This is a genomic window from Pseudomonas sp. S3_B11 (assembly GCF_054667715.1).
Window position 1 is genome coordinate 1,486,977 of the sequence record NZ_CP162749.1, and the last position, 18,029, is coordinate 1,505,005.

Below are 18,029 nucleotides of genomic sequence, written 5' to 3' on the forward strand. Positions count from 1 at the left end.
ACATGGCGCGTTTCTTTATCGACCGGCCGATTTTCGCCTGGGTCATCGCCATCGTCATCATGCTCGCTGGCGCCTTGTCCATCAGCCAGTTGCCCTTGGAACAGTACCCGGACATCGCGCCGCCGACGGTGCGCATTTCCGCGACCTACACCGGCGCCTCGGCCAAGACCGTGGAAGACTCGGTGACCCAGGTCATCGAACAGCAAATGAAGGGCCTGGACAACCTGACCTACATGTCGGCCTCCAGCAGCTCGGATGGCAGCGCCAGCATCAGCCTGACCTTCACCGCCGGCACCAACCCGGACGTGGCCCAGATGCAAGTGCAGAACAAGCTGCAACAGGCCGAGTCGAGGCTGCCGCAGTCGGTGCAAAGCGAGGGGCTGACCGTGACCAAGGGCGGTTCGGACTTCCTGATGATTGCCGCCTTGGCCTCCGACAATCCGAGCGTCACCGGCACGCAGATCGGGGATTACATTTCCAGCACCTTGCTCGATTCCATCAGCCGCATCGACGGTGTCGGCGATGTGCAGACATTGGGCTCCGGCTATGCCATGCGCATCTGGCTGGACCCGGCCCTGCTGGAAAAATACGCGCTGATGCCTTCGGATGTCAGCACGGCCCTGGAGGCGCAGAACACCGAGGTTTCTGCCGGTCAACTCGGCGCCATGCCGGCGGTGAAGGGGCAGCAGTTGAACGCCACCATCAGCGCCCGCAGCAAGCTGCAAACCGTCGAGGAGTTTCGCAATGTGGTGGTCAAGTCTACCAGCGACGGTGCGGTCGTGCTGCTTGGGGATGTGGCGCGGGTTGAATTGGGTAGTGAAAGCTACGACGTCAGTTCTGCCCTCAACGGCAAACCCGCTGCCGCCATGGGCGTCCAGCTCGCCGCCGGGGCCAATGCCCTGAACGTCGGCGAGGCGGTGAAGGCCAAGCTCAAGGAGCTGGAACCGCTCTATCCGACGGAGATGCAACTCAAGAACGTGATTGCCTACGACACCACGCCCTTTGTCAGCCTGTCCATCGAAGAAGTGGTCAAGTCACTGGGCGAGGCGATTGTCCTGGTGGTGCTGATCATGTTCCTTTTCCTGCAGAACTTGCGGGCCACGTTGATCCCCGCGATCACGGTGCCGGTGGTGCTGCTGGGTACATTCGGCGTGCTGGCGCTGTTCGGTTATTCGATCAACACCCTGACCATGTTCGCCATGGTCCTGGCCATCGGCCTGTTGGTGGACGACGCGATTGTGGTGGTGGAGAACGTCGAGCGGGTAATGGGCGAGCAGGGGCTGTCGGCCCTGGACGCCACGCGCCAGTCGATGGATGAAATCACCAGCGCCCTGGTCGGCATCGCCCTGGTGCTCAGTGCGGTGTTCATTCCCATGGCGTTTTTTGGCGGCTCCACAGGCGTTATCTACCGGCAGTTTTCGGTCACCATCGTCTCGGCCATGGTGCTCTCGGTACTCGTCGCCATGACGCTGACGCCGGCATTGTGCGCGACCCTGCTCAAGCCGTCCGATGGTCAGGGCCATGGCGCTCAACGCGGATTCTTCGGTTGGTTCAACCGCACGTTCGAGCGGGCTGCCGAGGCCTATAAACGCCAGGTGGGGGGCATTTTGCAGCGCGGGCGCGTCGGCTGGCTGGTGTATGGGCTGGTGCTGCTGGTGATGGCCGCCGGTTATTTCAGCCTGCCGACTTCGTTCCTGCCTGACGAAGACCAGGGCATTCTCATGGCCCAGGTGCAGTTGCCAGTCGGGGCCACGGACAGCCGCACCCAAGCGGTGGTCAAGCAGTTCGAAAGCTACCTCCTCGAACAGCCGGAAGTCGAAGCGCTGATCAGCATTTCCGGCCTGGGCATGAACGGCAACAGCCAGAACAGCGCCCGTGCTTTTATCCGGCTCAAGGACTGGAGCGAGCGCACGGGCGCAGGGCAGGGTGCGGCGTCCTTCGCCCAGCGCGCGACCATGGCGCTGTCGAGCATCGGCGATGCCAATGTGTTCGTCATGCAACCGCCGGCCGTGCGCGGCCTGGGACAGACGTCCGGCTTCGACCTGCAACTCAAGGACCTTGCCGGCCTGGGGCATGATGCGCTGGTGGCGGCGCGGGAAAAACTCATCGAGCTCGCCAACCAGGACCCTCGCTTGCTCGGGGTACGCAGCAATGGCCTGGACGACGCACCGCAGCTCAAGGTCAGCATCGATGATCGCAAGGCCGGGGCCTTGGGCCTGAGCACCAGCGACATCAACACCACGTTGTCCACGGCGTTGGGCGGCACTTACGTCAATGACTTCCTCAACCAGGGGCGGGTGAAGAAGGTCTACGTCCAGGGTGAAGCTGCGGCGCGGATGCAGGCGGCTGACCTGGAGCACTGGTTCGTACGCAACAGCAACGATGAAATGGTGCCGTTTTCCTCGTTCGCCAGCAGTTCCTGGAGCTACGGCTCGCCGTTGCTGGAGCGCTACAACGGCAACGCCTCGCTGGAGGTGGTTGGCGATCCGGCGCCCGGCGTCAGTTCCGGGGACGCCATGGATGCGGTGGAAGCGCTGGTCAAGCAATTGCCGGAGGGCATCGGCTACGAGTGGACCGGGCAGTCCTATCAGTTGCGCCTTTCCGGTTCGCAGGCACCGTTGCTGTACGGGATTTCGGTGCTGTTCGTATTCCTCTGCCTCGCTGCGCTCTATGAGAGTTGGTCGGTGCCTTTTTCGGTGATGCTGGTGGTGCCGCTGGGGGTGGTGGGCGCGGTGCTGGCCACGCGTGTCAGTGGCTTGAGCAACGACGTGTACTTTCAGGTCGGGCTTTTGACCACCGTGGGATTGGCCGCCAAGAACGCCATTCTGATCGTCGAGTTCGCCAAGCACCTGCAAGAGCAGGGCAACAGCTTGCGCGAGGCGACATTGATCGCTGTGCGCCAACGCCTGCGGCCGATTCTCATGACGTCCCTGGCCTTCATGTTCGGCGTATTGCCCCTGGCCCTGAGTAGCGGTGCCGGTTCCGCCGGACGTCAGGCCATTGGTACCGGTGTGCTGGGCGGCATGTTGTCCGCCACGGTGTTGGGGATCTTCTTCGTTCCTTTGTTTTTCGTGCAGATTCGCCGGCGTTTCGGTCGCGTTTCCACGGCTTCGACCTCTGTTCCATCCGCCCAGTCAGGTGACGCATGATCAAGTTCCGCTGGCCATTGCTGGCCATCCTCACGCTGCTCGGTGGCTGCATGAATCTGGCGCCGCAGTATGAACGCCCTGAGGCGCCAGTCGCCGAGCAATGGCTGCCGGCCGCTAGCACGCCCAAGGGCCAGGTGAGCGCCGACATCGAGTGGCAAAGCTTCTTCACCGACAGCCGCCTGGCGCGCTTGCAGTCCCTGGCGCTGAGCAACAACCGCGACCTGCGCCTGGCGGTCCTGAACGTTGAAAAAGCCCAGGCGCAATACCGTATCCAGCGCGCCGAGTCCTTGCCTTCGATCGATGCCAGTGTCAGTGGCACTCACAGTCGCACGCCCGGCTCGTTGTCCAACACGGGCTCGGCGGCCACCACCCATGACTACAGTGCGCAACTGGGTTTGAGCAGTTATGAAGTGGACCTGTTTGGACGGGTGCAGAACCTCCAGGACGAAGCCCTGGAAGACTATCTGGCCCTGACCGAAACCCGACGCAGCACGCAGATCAGCCTGGTGGCCGAAGTGGCCACGGCCTGGCTGACCCTGGCGGCCGACAACGAGCGCCTGCACCTGGCCCAGGAAACCTTGCGCAGCCAGCAGGCGACCTACGAACTGACCCAACGCAGCCACGCCTTGGGCGGCTCCTCCGGTCTGTCCGTGGCCCAGGCGCAAACCACCGTGGAGTCGGAGCGGGTCGACGCGGCGGCGTATGAAAGCCAGATCCTGCAGGATCGCAACGCACTGCGCTTGCTGGTGGGCAGCGACATTCCCGAAGAGTTGTTGCCGGGCGCGTACCTGGAATCGGCCGCGGCGCTGGTGCAGGTGCCGGCAGAGCTGCCTTCCAGCCTGTTGCAACGACGCCCCGATGTGCTGGCCGCCGAGCATACGCTCAAGTCGGCCAATATCGACATCGGCGCCGCCCGTGCGGCGTTCTTTCCCAGCATCAGCCTGACGGCCAATGCCGGCTCCTCAAGCTCGGCCCTGTCCGGCCTGTTCAAGTCCGGCAGTGGCGCCTGGACATTTGCCCCGAGCATCAGCCTGCCGATCTTCGATGCCGGCAGTAACCGCGCGACGCTGGACTCGGCCAAGACCGAGCGCGAGATTCAGGTGCAGACCTATCAGCAAACACTGCAGAGCGCCTTCAAGGAAGTGGCCGATGCCCTGGCGGAGCGCAGCACGCTGGATCGCCGTATCGAGGCCCAACAGGCGTTGACCGACGCCAGTCGCAAGAGCTTCGAACTCTCCGACGCGTTATACCGTGGCGGTTCGCAAAGCTATCTCGAAGCCCTCGACGCCCAGCGTTCCCTGTACAGCGCGCAACAGGACCTGATCACCCTGCGCCTGACCGAGCAGAGCAACCGCGTGACGTTGTACAAGGTGATGGGCGGCGGCTGGAATTAAGGAACCCGCCCCTGTGGGAGCAAAGCTTGCTCGCGATAGCGTCAGCACATCCAACATCACGGCAGACTGACCCACCGCCATCGCGAGCAAGCTTTGCTCCCACAGGGGATCTGTGGTGAGCATCGGCCCCATGCCTCCCCGGAGCACCCCGTGGGAGCAAGCTCAGCTCCCACAGAAGATTTGTGGTGAGCACCGAATCCAGCTCCCACAGGGCAATGGTGAACCATAGGAATTGGAAACAGGCTCAAGCCGCTGTCGATTTTTCCCGGCTGTCACTCGCGGTGTCGCGGAACAGTCTGGGTGACATGCCGAACGTCGATTTGAAATGCCGGCTGAAGTGGGAACTGCTGCCATAGCCCCAGGCGTAGGCGATCTCGGTGAGCGAGCGGTGGGCATGTTCCCGGTTGCGCAGGTCTTCGGCGCAACGTGACAGGCGCCGCTGCCAGATGTATTCGCTGACACTGCACCCCAGTTCATCCTGGAAGGCGCGGTGCAGGCTGCGGACCGAGCACTGTTCGGCGTTGGCGATGCGTTCGATGGTCAGGTCGCGGTCGGCCAGGTGGCGCTCGATGTACGCCTTGAGGCGGTTCTGCTTGAAGAAGCGGAAGTCGTGTTCGAGTTGCTTTTCTTCCTGTTTGTTCTTCAGCGCGTTATCCAGCAGCCCGGTGATGCTGTCACCGATCAGCCCGGCCGAATGGTTGTTCAGCAAGGGATATTGATTGTAGGCATCGCTGATCAGGTGCATGAGCATCCGCCCCAGTCCATTGCGACCGTTAAGGTGCATGTCGCCGGTTTGCGCCAGTTGCCCGGATGCACCCTGGAACAGCAGGATGAAGTGTTCGCAACCTTGCGTGCTGGTCACATTGAAAGGTTTGCCGCAGTCGACCAGGAGCATTTCGTCAGGGGCCAGTACGCTGCTTTGCTGGCCCTGCTCGAAATGACTGACACCAGCCACCTGCATGATCAACATGCGCTGCGTATCGAGGGCGTCGACCGCCTTGCTCAGGTGGCGCGAATATCGATGGGCGCTGGCGGTCATTCGACAGAAACGCAACTGGCCCAGGTCCCCGTACTCCAGCCGACCCTGGAAGTTGCTCTCATGCAACGGGTCGATGAACGTCGATTCCAGCCGTTTTATATAGTCCGGCGTACGCCCCAGGTGATCGCTCATGAACTCTTTCCATTTCATCAGGCGGTCGGAGCGAACAACCTGATCGGTGGACACGCAGGCTAAATGGTTCATTTTTCGCCTCTATTTATTATTGTTTTCTGACGGATCGGGCAAAGGGGTCGATTTGCCCGATCCGGGCCTGATCAAGGGTGCCAAAGACTCAGAACGGGTAGTGATGGCCTCCGGGCTGCCAGGTCACCCAATGGGCACGGGTAAACTCATCCAGGGCATAGTGACCGTTGAAGCGACCGAGGCCGGAATTCTTTTCACCACCGAACGGGGCATTGGGCTGGTCATCGACGGTGATGTCGTTGATATGGGTCATGCCCGCCACAATGCCACGGGCGAAGTTCAAGCCACGGGCCATGTCCTGGGTGAACACGGCGCTGGACAGGCCATACTCGCTGGCGTTCGCCAACGCCAATGCATGGGTTTCGTTTTCTGCGACCAGCAGCGGCAGCAGGGGGCCGAACGTCTCATCGCGGGCCAGTTCCTGATCGGCTCCCACTTCACCGAACACATGGGCAGGTAGCACCAGCCCGGATGCCGGGCCGCCGCAAAGCTGCTTGAGGCCAGCACTCCGGGCGCCGTCGAGCTTACGCAGCAGGCCATCGAGCTGGCTCTGATTGACCACTGGCCCGATCACCGTGTCGGCCTTGGTCGGATCACCAATCTTGAGGTTGCGCACGCGCTCCACCACCAGCGCTGCGAAATCGGCATACAGCGAGCGGTCGACGATCACCCGGTTGACGCTCATGCAGATCTGGCCCTGGTGCAGGAAACGCCCGACCACCGCGGCGTGTGCCGCAATTTCGATATCGGCGTCATCCAGCACCACCAGCGGCGCGTTGCCGCCCAGTTCCAGGGCCACGCGCTTGATGTGTTTGCCTCCGGTGGCAATACGGCCGACATTGCGTCCCACATCCGTCGAACCGGTGAAGGAAATCAGGCTCGGCACCGGGTGCTCGACGAAGGCATCGCCGATTTCCGAGCCTGCGCCGACCACGACGTTGAGCGAACCCTCGGGGAAGCCGGCTTCTTCGAACAGGTGGGCGATCAGCAGGCCGCCGGTCACCGCTGTGTCGCTGGCGGGCTTGAGCACAATCGTGTTGCCCAGGGCGAGTGCCGGCACCACCGAGCGCATGCTCAGGTACAGCGGGAAATTCCATGGGCTGATCACGCCCACTACACCCAAGGGCTCACGGAAGACAAAACTCTGTTCGCCGGGCTTGTAGCTGGTCAGGATCCGACCTTCTACCTGCATCGGCATCGTCGTGCATTCGCGCACCAGGTTCAGCGTGAATTGCCATTCCATGCTCGCCTTGATCCGGGTGCTGCCGGATTCGTGGATCAGCCAGTCGATGATTTCTTCGCGGCGGTTCTGGATGACCTGGGCGAGCTTTTCAAGTTGTGCGCCGCGCTGGGTGGGGTGCAGCTGTGACCATGCTGCCTGCGCCAGGTGCGCTGCCTGATAGGCGTCGTCGAGATCGGCAATCGAGGCCAGGGGCATCTCCAGCAGCCGTTCGCCGTTGAAGGGGTTGCGGTCGTCCAGGCGGCGTGCGGAGCGCCCTGCACGCCAGGTGCCGTTGATGTATTGGTTGCCGTTGATGGCGTAGGGCGCGAGCGGTTGAGTCGTCATGGTCTTTTACCTTCGGAGGCAGGTGGTCGCCTCGTTTAGAAACTAAGGGTGCAAACGCCGATGGGGAAAACTGCTCAGCTCCTGATCCAGGCGCGGCCCCAGGAATTGAGTGTGTATTCCTCCTGTGCCCAGACACCGGGCTGGCGGCTGGCATCGGTGACTTCGAGCTCCGCCGAGAACTCCAGGCGGTTGCGATCGGCATCGACCACCATGAAGAACAGGTTGTTGCCAGGCCCATGTCGGCCAGGGCCGAAGAAAATGGTGATGCGCTCCTTGGCGAAACGATCCCCCCAGTCACGGATGTCATTCCACTCGTTGGTTTCGTAACAGTGGTGGTCCCACTCGTTTTTCGAGCCGCGGAAAAACGCCAAGGTGTGGTGTTCATCGTCCGAGCGCAGGAAGCACGTCGTGAGTTGGCCGGTCTGCTCGTCCACGACATTGTCCGAAACGGTAAAGCCCACCGTGTTGACGTAGAAATCAATCATGGCTTCTAGCTCCGTGGTCTGGAACACCACGTGCTGCAAGCGACCCGGCATGCCTGGGTGAGGGGCGTGGAGGGCAGGGGCAGCGACGCCAAATATCGTTTGCCGGCCCTGGGGGTCGCGGATCAGGAAGGCCCCCGGCTCAAGCAGCGGCGAGTTGGTCTCTTCGATCACGCAGCCATTGCCGAGCAGGCGACCCCGCAGTTCTTGCAGTCGAGGTTGGCTTCCCAAGTCGAACGCTGCCGCGAGCAGGCCGCTGTGGTCGGCGGGGGAAACGAGCATGGCGCGTTGCGGGCCGCTGAGCATCCAGCTGCCATCGGCTTGCGCCTGGCTGTCCATGTCCAGCATCCGCCGATAGAAATCGATTTGCCGTTGCGCGTCCTTGCTCGCCAGGTGCAGGTAGCACAGGCGTGCAGGTGTGGAAGTCTGGAGTGTTTGCATAACCACCTCTGTGCTTGAAGGTTTTAGTGAAAGACGGGCGCGCTGCTCGGTTCGATTTCGCTGTTGTGGGCCATGGCGATGCCGAACAGCGACTGCAGCGATTCTGCGGCCTGGGTCTCGGTCGCCTTGTCGAAAATCGCCGCGATGTAGCGATCCGGGCGCAGCAGCAGAAACGGGTGGGAATCGCCCAGCAGGGTTTTGAGCTGGCCTTCACGGTCTTGAAGCACCGTGCAGCCCGGGATCGACGGTATGGCATGGACGGACGTGGGCAGGATCAGGATGCGTCTGGCTTCAAGGTGGCTCCAGAGATCATGCTTGAGTTCATCGATACGCTGGCGGGTCGGGTCGCCGTATTGAATCAAGGCGAAGCCGGCGCCGATGGTGTCATCGAGCAGGCGTTCCTGGCCGTGGGCATCGGTGAGTATCGGTTGCGGGAACATCTGTCCGCAGGACAACGTGCCTGCTTGCCCCTCGGTCAGCACCAGGCCCCGGGTGAAGCGGGGTTTGGGCTTGAAGCGCATTTGCAGGAAATAATCGCGCAACGGCGGCAACAGGCCGATCAAGGCGAATGCACCACTGATCAGGCGAGCGCGCAGGACGGTGGCCGGTGCCATGACCACGCCGAGGTTCAAGGCCAACTTGATCAAGGCCCATGCATGATCACGACGCTCGCTTTCGTAGGACAGCAGTGCGCTTTCCGCCATTTTTCCCTTCAGCACGCCGACCAGCTTCCAGCCCAGGTTGTGGGCATCGCGAACGCCGCTGTTCATGCCTTGCCCGGCATAGGGCGGGGTCAGGTGCGCGGCGTCGCCGGCGAGAAACACCCGCTGCACCTGCCACCGCTCGGCGACCCGGGCGTGGAAGGTGTAGACCGTCTTGCGCACGATGGAAACCGGCGCGTCTCCCTTGAACGGGCGCAGCAATGCTTGCAGGCAGGTTTCGTCGAGCACCTGTTCGTCCGTTTCATCGGGCTTGAGCAGGAACTCGAATCGGCGCGTACGGTGAGGGCCGGGTACTTCCACCACCGGGCGTCTGGCGTCGCAATACACGCGGGTCTGCCAGAAGGGGTCGTCGTCCTGGTCGGTATCGACCACCAGCCAGCGCGAGGAGAAGCTCGAGCCGACCATCTCGATCCCGAGTTGCTTGCGCACCGGGCTACGGCCGCCGTCGCAGGCCACCAGGTAAGCCGCGTGGACTTCCATCAGTTGCCCATCAGCGTCACGCACCAGCGCGCACACGCCGTGTGGGTCCTGGGTGAATTCCACCAGCTCGTGGCTGAACCGAGCCGTCAGGCTGGCAAAGCGTTCGAGACCTGTCCTGAGGGTGTTTTCAAACAGCGGTTGGCGAAAGGCGTTGCGCTTGGGGAAGCCATACAGCTTGCCGGTCGGCTCGACCTTGCCGAAGCAGCGACCGCCGGGCCGGGTGAAGTAATGCACGCCGTAGCCGGGCACGACATCACGCAGCACGGCGGCATCGAGCCCGATGGCCTGCATGGTGCGCAAGGATTCGTCATCGATTGAAACCGCGCGCGGCTCGGTCACGGTGCCCGGCTTGCGATCGATGATCAGCGTGTCCACATCGGCTTGGCCGAGCAGGTTGGCCAGGGTCAGCCCGGTAGGACCGGCACCGATGACCAGGACCTGGGTATTGATGCGTTTGAGGGTTGTCATTGTTATTCCCTTCCGGATGGCTCAGCCCAGTGGCTTGGCGCGGTTGGCGAGCGCACCCATGCGTTGCGACAGTTCCTGCGCCAGGGCAAGGATCTGCTGCCCTTGTGTCTCCTCCTGGGCACTGTCGCGTTCTCGCACCGGGCGCACGCAACTGATGCTGCCGACGACCTTGCCATCGCCATCGAAGATCGGCGCGGCCAGGCCATAGACGCCCGCGTCGACTTCACCTGCGCTGGCCACATAGCCTTGGCGACGCAGTTGCTGCAGCGAGCGACGAAATGCCTCCCAGGTCTGGCCAAGTTGACTGGCGCGCACTTCATCGGGGTGGTCGAGAAACAGTTGGCTGTGTTGGCGCGAGGTCATGTTGGCGAGGATCGCCTTGGACGTCGCCCCCAGGAACAAAGGCCTGGGCGAGCCACGGGAGTAGCTGACCTCACTGAACAGGTCTCCGTGCTGGTGAATGCACACGACCTGGTCCTTGAACAGCCGGCAGATCAGCCACACCTGATGTTCGCTCCACTGCGGGAAGCTGGGCTCAAGCGATTGTGCGGCGCGTACGAGGGGGTCGCTCAGGCGCAGTTGGCGATCCCAGGTAATGATCCGCGCGCCCAGGGCATAACGCCCGGCTTCGACCTGGAACAACAGGTTGGCCTCGGCCAATTCGCGCACGTAGCGATAGATCGTCGAACGGGTAAAACCCAAGGCGCCGCCCATGTCGTCCACCGCCCAGATCGGGCTCTGTTCGGTGAACAGGTCGAGTACCCGCAGCATGCGCTCCAGGCTCGAGCCTTTGCTGTCGCCATCCTGCTCGGGCAGGGCGTCAGGGGTGTGTAGGTTTTCCATGCTTATTGCTCGTCCACGATGCTGTTGCGCAGGGTGCCGATTCGAGCGATCTCGATCTCGACTTCGTCGCCCGGTTTCATCCACACCGGCGGCTCGCGGAACGCTCCGACGCCGCCAGTGGTGCCGGTGACAATCACGTCACCGGGGGCCAGTTCGGTGAAGGTGGAGCAGTACTCGATCAGCTGGCGCACATCGAAAATCATGTCGCTGGTGCGGGTGTGCTGCATCACTTCGCCGTTCAGCCGGGTGGTCAATTCCAGGTCCTGCGGGTCGCCGATCTCGTCGCCGGTCACCAGCCAGGGGCCGAAACCACCGGTGTTCGGGAAGTTCTTGCCTGGGACGAACTGAATGGTGTGCTTCTGCCAGTCGCGGACACTGCCGTCGTTGTAGCAGGCATAACCGGCGACGTAGTCCAGCGCGTCGGCAGGTTTGACGTGGCGGGCCGCTTTACCGATCACCACCGCCAGCTCGCCCTCGAAATCAAGCTTGTGGGACGCGGTCGGGCGAACGATGGGTTGCAGGTGGGCGGTCTGGCTGTCGGCGAAGCGGGTAAAGATCATCGGATAGGTCGGCATTTCCCGACCGGTTTCGCGCACGTGAGTGGCGTAGTTGATGCCGATGCACAGCACTTTGCCTGGGTTCGGGATCACCGGCAGGAAGGTCACGTCAGCCAAGGGGATACGCGGCAGGCTTGCCAGGCGCGCAGTGCTCAGTTCGTTCAGGCGGTTATGACCGATGGCCTGTTTGAGATCGCTGCCAAGGGTTGGCTTGAGCGATTCCAGGTCGATGATTTGATCACCTTCGACCACACCGTAGCTGCTACGGCCTTGGACAATAAAACTTGCGAGTTTCATGGAGGCTCCTGGAGAGAGGAAGGGTGCAATGAGGGTTAATCTAGTCTTGCTATAAAATCCTGTAAAGTAGGATTTGTACAAAAATCCTAAAATATGGAATTTATGTATTTTTTGGCGCGACTGTCCCTTTGGCGGACCTGGGGAGCAAGGGGAGGTGTGAAAAGGGCTCTAAACCTGTGGGAGCGAGCTTGCTCGCGATGAGGCCAGCCAGTTCAATACTCATGTAACTGAACCGCCGCCATCGCGAGCAAGCTCGCTCCCACAGGGATTGTGCTTAATTGACGGGCATCAGGACCCGATGCCAATCAATCGATTGGTGCCCAGCAGCCATGCAGCGACATGCGCATCCGGAAGGGAATCCTGATGCGGGCAATGGGCCCGCTGGCCATGTCACGGGTGTCCAGCACAACCAGCTCACTGCGTCCCTCTGCGATGAGGTTGAGCAGGGCTACGACGTAGCCATCGGCTTCCTCTGCATCCGCCGAGCGCGGTATGAAGATGGGTTCCTGGAAGCATCCGCTGTCGCCGGGAAACCAGGCGTCGGTGCGGCCTGTCTGCAGGTCCAGGTGCGCCAGCAGGTTGAAAAACTGGAAGGGGATTGGCCCATTCGCCGGGTTGTAGGGGCGCTCAGGATCGAAGGCGAGCAGGAAACCATGCTGGTACTTTCGACCGATGTAGCGATCATCACACCGTGGGAACTCGCAGGGATATTCCGTCAGTGGCTGCGGTTGAACGTCCTCCTGCGCGCCATTCAGGTCGAAGGTCCAGCGCATCAGGCTGGCGGCCAGGGTTTCAGGCGGTGGTACGTAGCCGTCGGCCTGGGGGAAGAAGTAGAAGATATTCCCGCCGGTGACCGGCATGTCCACATACACCTTGTCGTCCTCATCGAACGCATTGAGCGTATGCCCCTGGAAACCGTCCTTGGGCCCCTTGAACCAACGCACATCTTGCCCACGCCCGTTGCGCGGCACGATGGCGAACAGCTGGGGCAGGTCGGGTTGCCACTGGAAATGCGGCCCGCCGTTTTTCATGCGATCGACGTCAACCGTCAACGGAATCAACGGGAACACGACGTAGCGTTCGGTCACCGCGAAATCGTGCACCATGGCCGCATAAGGCGCCTGGAACCAGATCTCGTGCAGCAGCTTTCCGTCCGGCGAGATTTCGAAATAGGCCAGGTCGGGCGTGCCGTCGCCTTTGGCCTCATAACTGCAGGCCAGCAGGTTGCCTGTCACCGGATCGAGCTTGGGGTGGGCGGTGAACGTCGCAGCTTTGATCTGCCCATCAAAGCTCCATTCGCCGAGGGTCTCCAGGGTTTCGAGATCCATCGCCCAAGGCAGAGCATCTTCCTTGAGCGCCAACAGGACGCCGTTGTGGGGGATGACGGTGGTGTTGGCGGTGGTGTTGTTTTTCGCCGCGAGGGGGTCATTGGTGTAGACGTTTCGATAGACGCCGTTGAGCGAACGCCCTTCACGGCGCTGGGCCAGCAGGCGATCGGTCTTCACGTAGCGGCGTCGCATCGAGACTTTGCCATTGGCAAAGTTGAAGCGGCTAACCATGCCGTCGCCGTTGAAGAAAATGTCGTTACCCAGCATGGGAGGGTACTGCGGGTCTGGCGCCACCTGATAAAAAGTCCCACAGATCGAAGCGGGCAGGATGCCTTCGATCTCAAGATCGAACACCTCTGCTTCCACGCGGCTGGGCGTATAGAGAGCGCCGGAAAATTCAGGGGTTTGAGGGAATGGAATACTCATCTGGCAATCTCGTCAATGTGCGGGTTCGTTCATGTTCAGGCCGATTGCGGGGACATCGCCGGCCCGGAAGGTTTCACGCCGCGGCGAAAGCGTGCAACGACCAGGCACGAGATCACCAAGGCTAGCAGATAGGCTGAGGCGGCCAGCCATCCGACCGCGCGCAAGTGTCCCTCGCCCACGACCAGTGCGGCGCCAAACGGGCCGAGTCCCTGGCCGATGAAAATCGCAGCGTTACCCAGGCCTGCCAGTCGGCCGGAAGGGTCCAGTTCCGCCGCCATGGAAAGCAGGTAGGGCAGGCTGAAAAACCAGACCATATGGATCAGGCAGGCCGTGGTGATAAAGGCAACGGGGCTGGTGCCATAGACCATGATCAAAGTCGCCAGCAATGCCGTGCCGAAGCTCAACAGTTGTGGAAACAGCAGGCCCAGGCGCCGTCCGATCAGCCCGGCCAGCCCGGCGCCTAGGGCACCGGCAAGGATGCTGCCGCCGAGGATTCCGCCAATCTGCTGGGGCTCCAGGCCGATGCTCTTGCCGATGCGTTCCTGGTACACCCACAGGGCGGAGTGGCCGAAGAACAGCAGGGCAAACAGCAGGATCAACAGCACGGCAGTGAGACCAAATGGCTGGATCGAGCCATTGGCCGCGCGATGGGCGTCCGGGTAGCGCTTGGGCACTCTCCAGCAACCCAGCGCCGCGAGCACGCTGGTGATCGCCAACAGGGAAAACGCGCCATTCACGCCAAATGCTTGAAGGACCAGCGGCATGGAGGTCACCAGCAGCATGCCCCACAGCAGGTTGCCGATGTTGATGATCGCGAAAGTCGCGTCCTTGGACGTGCGCAGCGCTGCGGTGGCATAGACAACCGCCATGACCGCGCCGCCGCTGGCGCCGCAGATCATCCTGGAAATGACCAGTCCGGCCTGGCTGTGCAGTTGTGTGCTGGCCAGGTTACCCAATGCCAGGATCAACAAGGCCACCAGGGCGAAGCGACGGCGGTCGACGCTCGCCATGAACAGGGCGCAGACCCCGCAAGCGATGGCCATCGCCATGAGTTCAGCGGCGAAAAGAGCGCCGATTGCATTGAGCGGCAGGCCGAGTTGGTCGATCAAGGCACCGCCCAGGATCGGCTGGATCTGTAGAGTCCCCAGGGAAATGACCATCATCAGGCAGATGGCGCCCAGTGATTTTTTGCTGTCGATGGAGTCGAGTGCGTTCATGAAGCATCACCTCAGGTAAAGAGCCCGCTCATGCGTGAGCCGGCCTACACGTCAATCAGAACTTGTGGACGTAGCGAACCTGCACCTGGTAATCCGCTCGGGAGCGGTTCTCGACGCCGGTTTCTTTATAGGTGTTGAGCCAGAAGGCTTTGTCTTCGGTGATTTTCCAGAACAGACCCGGGCCAAAGCCCAGCACCTTTTCCCGGGAGTCGGTCAGGGTGTTGCCGTTGACCTTGTCATCCGAGATCTGCCGGAAGTAGTAGCCGTTGATGCCCACCGAGACCTTCGGAAACACTTCGTACGAGGCGGTGAAGTTGGCCCATGCCGACTGTCCTGACTGGGTGTCGCGCACCGCTTGCCCTTCAAAGAACTGCTGCGAACTGCTCGCCGGATCGTCGTTCTTGAAGTTGTACAGATAGTTCAGTCTCCAGCTCACTTCCCAACGGGGTGCCGGCATCCAGGTCGCTGCCCAGTAGGGGTTCAGGGAGAAGTGGTTGGAGCCAGGGTTCAGGTCTTTGTCTTTGTCGTACTTGCCCGTTGGCAGGATGGTGTCGAAGGCCATGCGCTGCACGAAAACCGGCCGGCCGCTGGCGTCGACGATCGGATCGAACTGGACCTGTGGCCCGACCGTGACATCGCCCAGGCCGGTAGCGTTGTCCTTGAGCTTGGCACCGTTGTCACCGAAGTCGCCGTCCAGGGAAACAACGGGTACCAGCAGGCTCCAACCCAGGTGTGCCCCTCCCGCGAAGGTGTCGGGTGAGTAGTAGCTCAGCTGATTGATCATCGTGATGACGTTGATCTTCGGGTCATCGAAGGCGCCGTTTTTCTTGCCGCCGTTGGTCCTGATGCTGCTGGCGGTGCTGAACTTCAGGTAGGTCTGGTGAGTCAGCCCGGGTGGCCCCGCAAACCCGTCGTAGAAGCTGGTGCCGCCCAGGTTGATACCGCTGGGTTGGCTTACGGAAGGTGGAGGAGGGCCGTCGGCTGCATGGGCGGCAAATGACGCGAAGCTGAGTGCCAGGCACGCTGGCAGGGATTTGGTCAGGCTCATTGAAGTGGCTCTATTCTTGGAATTGTGAGCGGGGGAATGTCCCCTGGCACTTCGACTTTAAGTCCCGGTGTTGGGTGATGCTTGAGCGCAACGGCCAGAGTTGACTGGGAGCGCCATGAACCCGGAGAAACGCGAGCGAACTGCTCAGCCGCCAGCGCCAACGGCGCGCCAGGCGGCCTCGGCCAGTTGCTGCCGGTAGAGTTCAGGGCTGCGTTTGACTCGGGCCGAGAGCCAGGCGCGGCAATAGCTCTCCGCTGAACCGATGATCAGTGACGGGATCAGTTCAAAAGGCAGGTCCTGCAAATCCTGCTGGTGGGCAGGGTCGCTGAACCATTGCTTGAGCGCGGCGTTCCTGGCGACATTCGCCTCGGCGAGCCGCTCGTTGAAGCTGCTGCGTGCGACCGCAAAGCGAGCCTGGTACTGGAACCGCGCCCAATCGGGTTGGCTGACCACCCAATCCACGTAGCTGAACACCAAGGCGTGGACCCATTCCCTGGTTGACGTGACAGCGCCGAGGTAGCTGTCCCTGAGCCGTGCCTGGTCATCCAGGGCGGTCATGTACAACGCCGCGACCAAGCCTTCCTTGTTATCGAAATGGTGATAGATCGCTCCCACGCTCATCTGGCTTTCGGCCCGGATGATGTCGATGGTGGTCGCTTCTATGCCCTGTTGGTTAAACAGCGCCAGGGCACATCGGAGAATGTGCCGCTTGGACTCGGCACGGCGCCCTGGGTAGCAACGCTCGAGGAGATCGACAGGTTCCATTTTTCGGCCCAGGCAAAAAGGGGCCATGGTAATTGAAACGACGGCCAGGCACGAGCGATTGACAGGGTAGACATTTACAGAATATTGTTCTGTAACAGAGCAATATTCTGTAATGGAATGATGTTCTGTCCGTGACTTCAATCCACCTGACCAGAGATCCCCCATGAGCCAGACTCTCAGCATGTACCAAAGCGTTGGCCCGTCCGCTTTCAGCAATATGGCCTGCCAGATGGCACCGTATTTCGGCACCATCAACCCGGAAATTTCTGTGTTGACCCCCGGTCGCGGTGAAGTGAAGGTGCCGTTTCGCAAGGAAATCACCAATCACCTGGCGTCCGTTCACGCGATCGCGTTGTGCAACGCGGCAGAACTGGCGGGCGGGATGATGACCGAGGTGTCCATCCCCAGCGGCGCGCGCTGGATTCCCAAAGGCATGACCGTCGAGTACTTGGCCAAGGCCAAGACCTCCATCCATGCGATTGCCGACGGTAGCGAAATCGACTGGCAGACTTCGGGCGACAAGATTGTCCCGGTCGAGATCTTCGACGAGGCTGGGGTGAAGGTCTTCACGGCGCGCATCACCATGAATGTGAAAATCGGCTAGATCGCCAGGCCCATCAAACGTCGACTGTCTCCGCCAGATGCGCCATCAGCCACTGGCGGAAGAGGTTGACGCTTTGTCTGTTTGGGGCCCGGCCTTGAGGTTCCAGCAGGCAGAACTGCGCATCGGTGCGCAGGATGGCTTGCGTCGGCCGCACCAGGTTGCCGGTTTGCAAGTGATTGCTGAGCAGGCCCGACCAGGCCAAGGCAATCCCCTGGCCAGCCAGCGCCGACTGGATCAACATGGAGTAGCTGTTGATATTGATGCGCCGTCGAGGTTCTGGCGCCTGGTAACCAAGGCGTTGGAACCATTCCTTCCAGCCAATCCAGTCGCGGTGCTGGTCTTCCAGCCATAACCAGGTGCATCCGCCCAACTGCTTCAGCGTCTCGATCCCTGGATGCTGCGCCAGATAGGCAGGGCTGCATACCGGGAAAATCTCTTCGTTGAATAACGGCGTGACTTTCATGTTTTTCGGCGGTGTGCTGCAGTAATACAGCGCCAGGTCACAGTCCAGCCGGGAAAAATCACTGACTTGATCCGTCGCGATGATGCGCAGGTCAATCTCTTCATTCTGGCGCTGGAACTCCGACACGAGCGGCAGCAGCCACAATGAGGCCATCGCCGTACTGGTGACGACAGTGACCTGCTGCGCGCCTTGCCAATGGCGTATTCCCGCCGTGGCCTGGGCGATCTGTTGCAGCGTATCGCGCACGCTTTCGTAATACTGGCTGCCGGTGGCGGTGAGGTTGATTTCGCGGGTCGTGCGGGTGAACAGCGCCGTGCCCAGGTAGTCTTCGAGCAAGCGCACCTGGCGGCTGATTGCGCCTTGGGTGACGTTCAGTTCGCGTGCCGCCACGGTGAAGCTCAAGTGGCGGGCGGCGGCCTCGAATGCCACCAGGCTGTTGAGGGGCGGCAAGGGTTGCAGTTTCATCAGGCTGGGCCACTGTCTTATTAGGGTAAGCGCACGGAGATTGTGCAGAAGCCAGTGTGCAGTGACTACC

The 18,029-nt window shown here is 61.5% G+C and carries 14 protein-coding genes; 3 read left to right on the top strand and 11 right to left on the bottom strand.

All coding sequences use genetic code 11. From position 1 onward, the window contains the following. The first annotated feature begins 2 nt into the window (after positions 1-2). Positions 3-3,149 (top strand): efflux RND transporter permease subunit, encoded by a 3,147-nt coding sequence (locus tag AB4O22_RS07005; protein WP_460096033.1) that lies wholly within the window; start codon positions 3-5, stop codon positions 3,147-3,149. Beyond that, positions 3,146-4,543 (top strand): efflux transporter outer membrane subunit, encoded by a 1,398-nt coding sequence (locus AB4O22_RS07010; protein WP_460096034.1) that lies wholly within the window; start codon positions 3,146-3,148, stop codon positions 4,541-4,543. Before AB4O22_RS07005 ends, AB4O22_RS07010 begins: the two co-directional genes overlap by 4 nt. A 244-nt stretch (positions 4,544-4,787) precedes the next feature. Here AB4O22_RS07010 and AB4O22_RS07015 read toward each other — a convergent pair whose 3' ends face one another. The 10 genes from AB4O22_RS07015 to AB4O22_RS07060 all read right to left on the bottom strand — a co-directional run bounded on the left by AB4O22_RS07015 (position 4,788) and on the right by AB4O22_RS07060 (position 16,427). Beyond that, a complete protein-coding gene (locus AB4O22_RS07015; RefSeq protein WP_460096035.1) occupies positions 4,788-5,786 on the bottom strand; it encodes a helix-turn-helix domain-containing protein in 999 nt (332 codons plus the stop codon). Positions 5,787-5,874: 88 nt separating this feature from the next. Beyond that, positions 5,875-7,353 (bottom strand): aldehyde dehydrogenase family protein, encoded by a 1,479-nt coding sequence (locus AB4O22_RS07020; RefSeq protein ID WP_460096036.1) that lies wholly within the window; start codon positions 7,351-7,353, stop codon positions 5,875-5,877. A 74-nt stretch (positions 7,354-7,427) separates the two neighbouring features. Beyond that, positions 7,428-8,276 carry a VOC family protein gene (locus tag AB4O22_RS07025; RefSeq protein WP_460096037.1) on the bottom strand — a complete coding sequence of 283 codons (849 nt, stop codon included), beginning with the start codon at positions 8,274-8,276 and terminating at the stop codon, positions 7,428-7,430. Between the two features lie 23 nt (positions 8,277-8,299). Then, the gene (locus AB4O22_RS07030) at positions 8,300-9,946 is read right to left on the bottom strand and encodes a bifunctional 3-(3-hydroxy-phenyl)propionate/3-hydroxycinnamic acid hydroxylase (RefSeq protein WP_460096038.1); all 1,647 of its coding nucleotides are present in this window, start codon (positions 9,944-9,946) and stop codon (positions 8,300-8,302) included. A gap of 21 nt (positions 9,947-9,967) precedes the next feature. Continuing rightward, entirely contained in the window at positions 9,968-10,789 is an 822-nt protein-coding gene (locus AB4O22_RS07035) for an IclR family transcriptional regulator (protein WP_003203477.1), read from the bottom strand. A 2-nt stretch (positions 10,790-10,791) separates the two neighbouring features. Beyond that, positions 10,792-11,643 carry a fumarylacetoacetate hydrolase family protein gene (locus AB4O22_RS07040; RefSeq protein WP_003203474.1) on the bottom strand — a complete coding sequence of 284 codons (852 nt, stop codon included), beginning with the start codon at positions 11,641-11,643 and terminating at the stop codon, positions 10,792-10,794. A gap of 305 nt (positions 11,644-11,948) precedes the next feature. Beyond that, positions 11,949-13,397, bottom strand: a complete 1,449-nt coding sequence (locus AB4O22_RS07045) for a carotenoid oxygenase family protein (RefSeq protein WP_013693745.1) — start codon at positions 13,395-13,397, stop codon at positions 11,949-11,951. Between the two features lie 35 nt (positions 13,398-13,432). Next, a complete protein-coding gene (locus AB4O22_RS07050) occupies positions 13,433-14,614 on the bottom strand; it encodes an MFS transporter (protein ID WP_003203469.1) in 1,182 nt (393 codons plus the stop codon). A 55-nt stretch (positions 14,615-14,669) separates the two neighbouring features. Further along, a complete protein-coding gene (locus tag AB4O22_RS07055) occupies positions 14,670-15,662 on the bottom strand; it encodes a SphA family protein (RefSeq protein WP_003203467.1) in 993 nt (330 codons plus the stop codon). 144 nt (positions 15,663-15,806) lie between these two features. Beyond that, positions 15,807-16,427: a TetR/AcrR family transcriptional regulator gene (locus AB4O22_RS07060; RefSeq protein WP_003203465.1), complete on the bottom strand. Its 621-nt coding sequence runs from the start codon at positions 16,425-16,427 to the stop codon at positions 15,807-15,809. A 163-nt stretch (positions 16,428-16,590) separates the two neighbouring features. Here AB4O22_RS07060 and AB4O22_RS07065 point away from each other — a divergent pair, with 163 nt between their 5' ends. Further along, complete coding sequence (locus AB4O22_RS07065) at positions 16,591-17,031, top strand: hotdog fold domain-containing protein (RefSeq protein ID WP_003203463.1); 441 nt, start codon at positions 16,591-16,593, stop codon at positions 17,029-17,031. A 13-nt stretch (positions 17,032-17,044) separates the two neighbouring features. Here AB4O22_RS07065 and AB4O22_RS07070 read toward each other — a convergent pair whose 3' ends face one another. After that, on the bottom strand, positions 17,045-17,959 hold the full coding sequence (locus AB4O22_RS07070; RefSeq protein WP_003203461.1) for a LysR substrate-binding domain-containing protein: 915 nt from the start codon (positions 17,957-17,959) through the stop codon (positions 17,045-17,047). Between the last annotated feature and the right edge of the window lie 70 nt (positions 17,960-18,029).

Coding starts and splice junctions, on each gene's coding strand:
- AB4O22_RS07005 (WP_460096033.1), top strand. CDS start 3: ATGGCGCGTTTCTTTATCGACCGGCCGATTTTCGCCTGGGTCATCGCC.
- AB4O22_RS07010 (WP_460096034.1), top strand. CDS start 3,146: ATGATCAAGTTCCGCTGGCCATTGCTGGCCATCCTCACGCTGCTCGGT.
- AB4O22_RS07015 (WP_460096035.1), bottom strand. CDS start 5,786: ATGAACCATTTAGCCTGCGTGTCCACCGATCAGGTTGTTCGCTCCGAC.
- AB4O22_RS07020 (WP_460096036.1), bottom strand. CDS start 7,353: ATGACGACTCAACCGCTCGCGCCCTACGCCATCAACGGCAACCAATAC.
- AB4O22_RS07025 (WP_460096037.1), bottom strand. CDS start 8,276: ATGCAAACACTCCAGACTTCCACACCTGCACGCCTGTGCTACCTGCAC.
- AB4O22_RS07030 (WP_460096038.1), bottom strand. CDS start 9,946: ATGACAACCCTCAAACGCATCAATACCCAGGTCCTGGTCATCGGTGCC.
- AB4O22_RS07035 (WP_003203477.1), bottom strand. CDS start 10,789: ATGGAAAACCTACACACCCCTGACGCCCTGCCCGAGCAGGATGGCGAC.
- AB4O22_RS07040 (WP_003203474.1), bottom strand. CDS start 11,643: ATGAAACTCGCAAGTTTTATTGTCCAAGGCCGTAGCAGCTACGGTGTG.
- AB4O22_RS07045 (WP_013693745.1), bottom strand. CDS start 13,397: ATGAGTATTCCATTCCCTCAAACCCCTGAATTTTCCGGCGCTCTCTAT.
- AB4O22_RS07050 (WP_003203469.1), bottom strand. CDS start 14,614: ATGAACGCACTCGACTCCATCGACAGCAAAAAATCACTGGGCGCCATC.
- AB4O22_RS07055 (WP_003203467.1), bottom strand. CDS start 15,662: ATGAGCCTGACCAAATCCCTGCCAGCGTGCCTGGCACTCAGCTTCGCG.
- AB4O22_RS07060 (WP_003203465.1), bottom strand. CDS start 16,427: ATGGAACCTGTCGATCTCCTCGAGCGTTGCTACCCAGGGCGCCGTGCC.
- AB4O22_RS07065 (WP_003203463.1), top strand. CDS start 16,591: ATGAGCCAGACTCTCAGCATGTACCAAAGCGTTGGCCCGTCCGCTTTC.
- AB4O22_RS07070 (WP_003203461.1), bottom strand. CDS start 17,959: ATGAAACTGCAACCCTTGCCGCCCCTCAACAGCCTGGTGGCATTCGAG.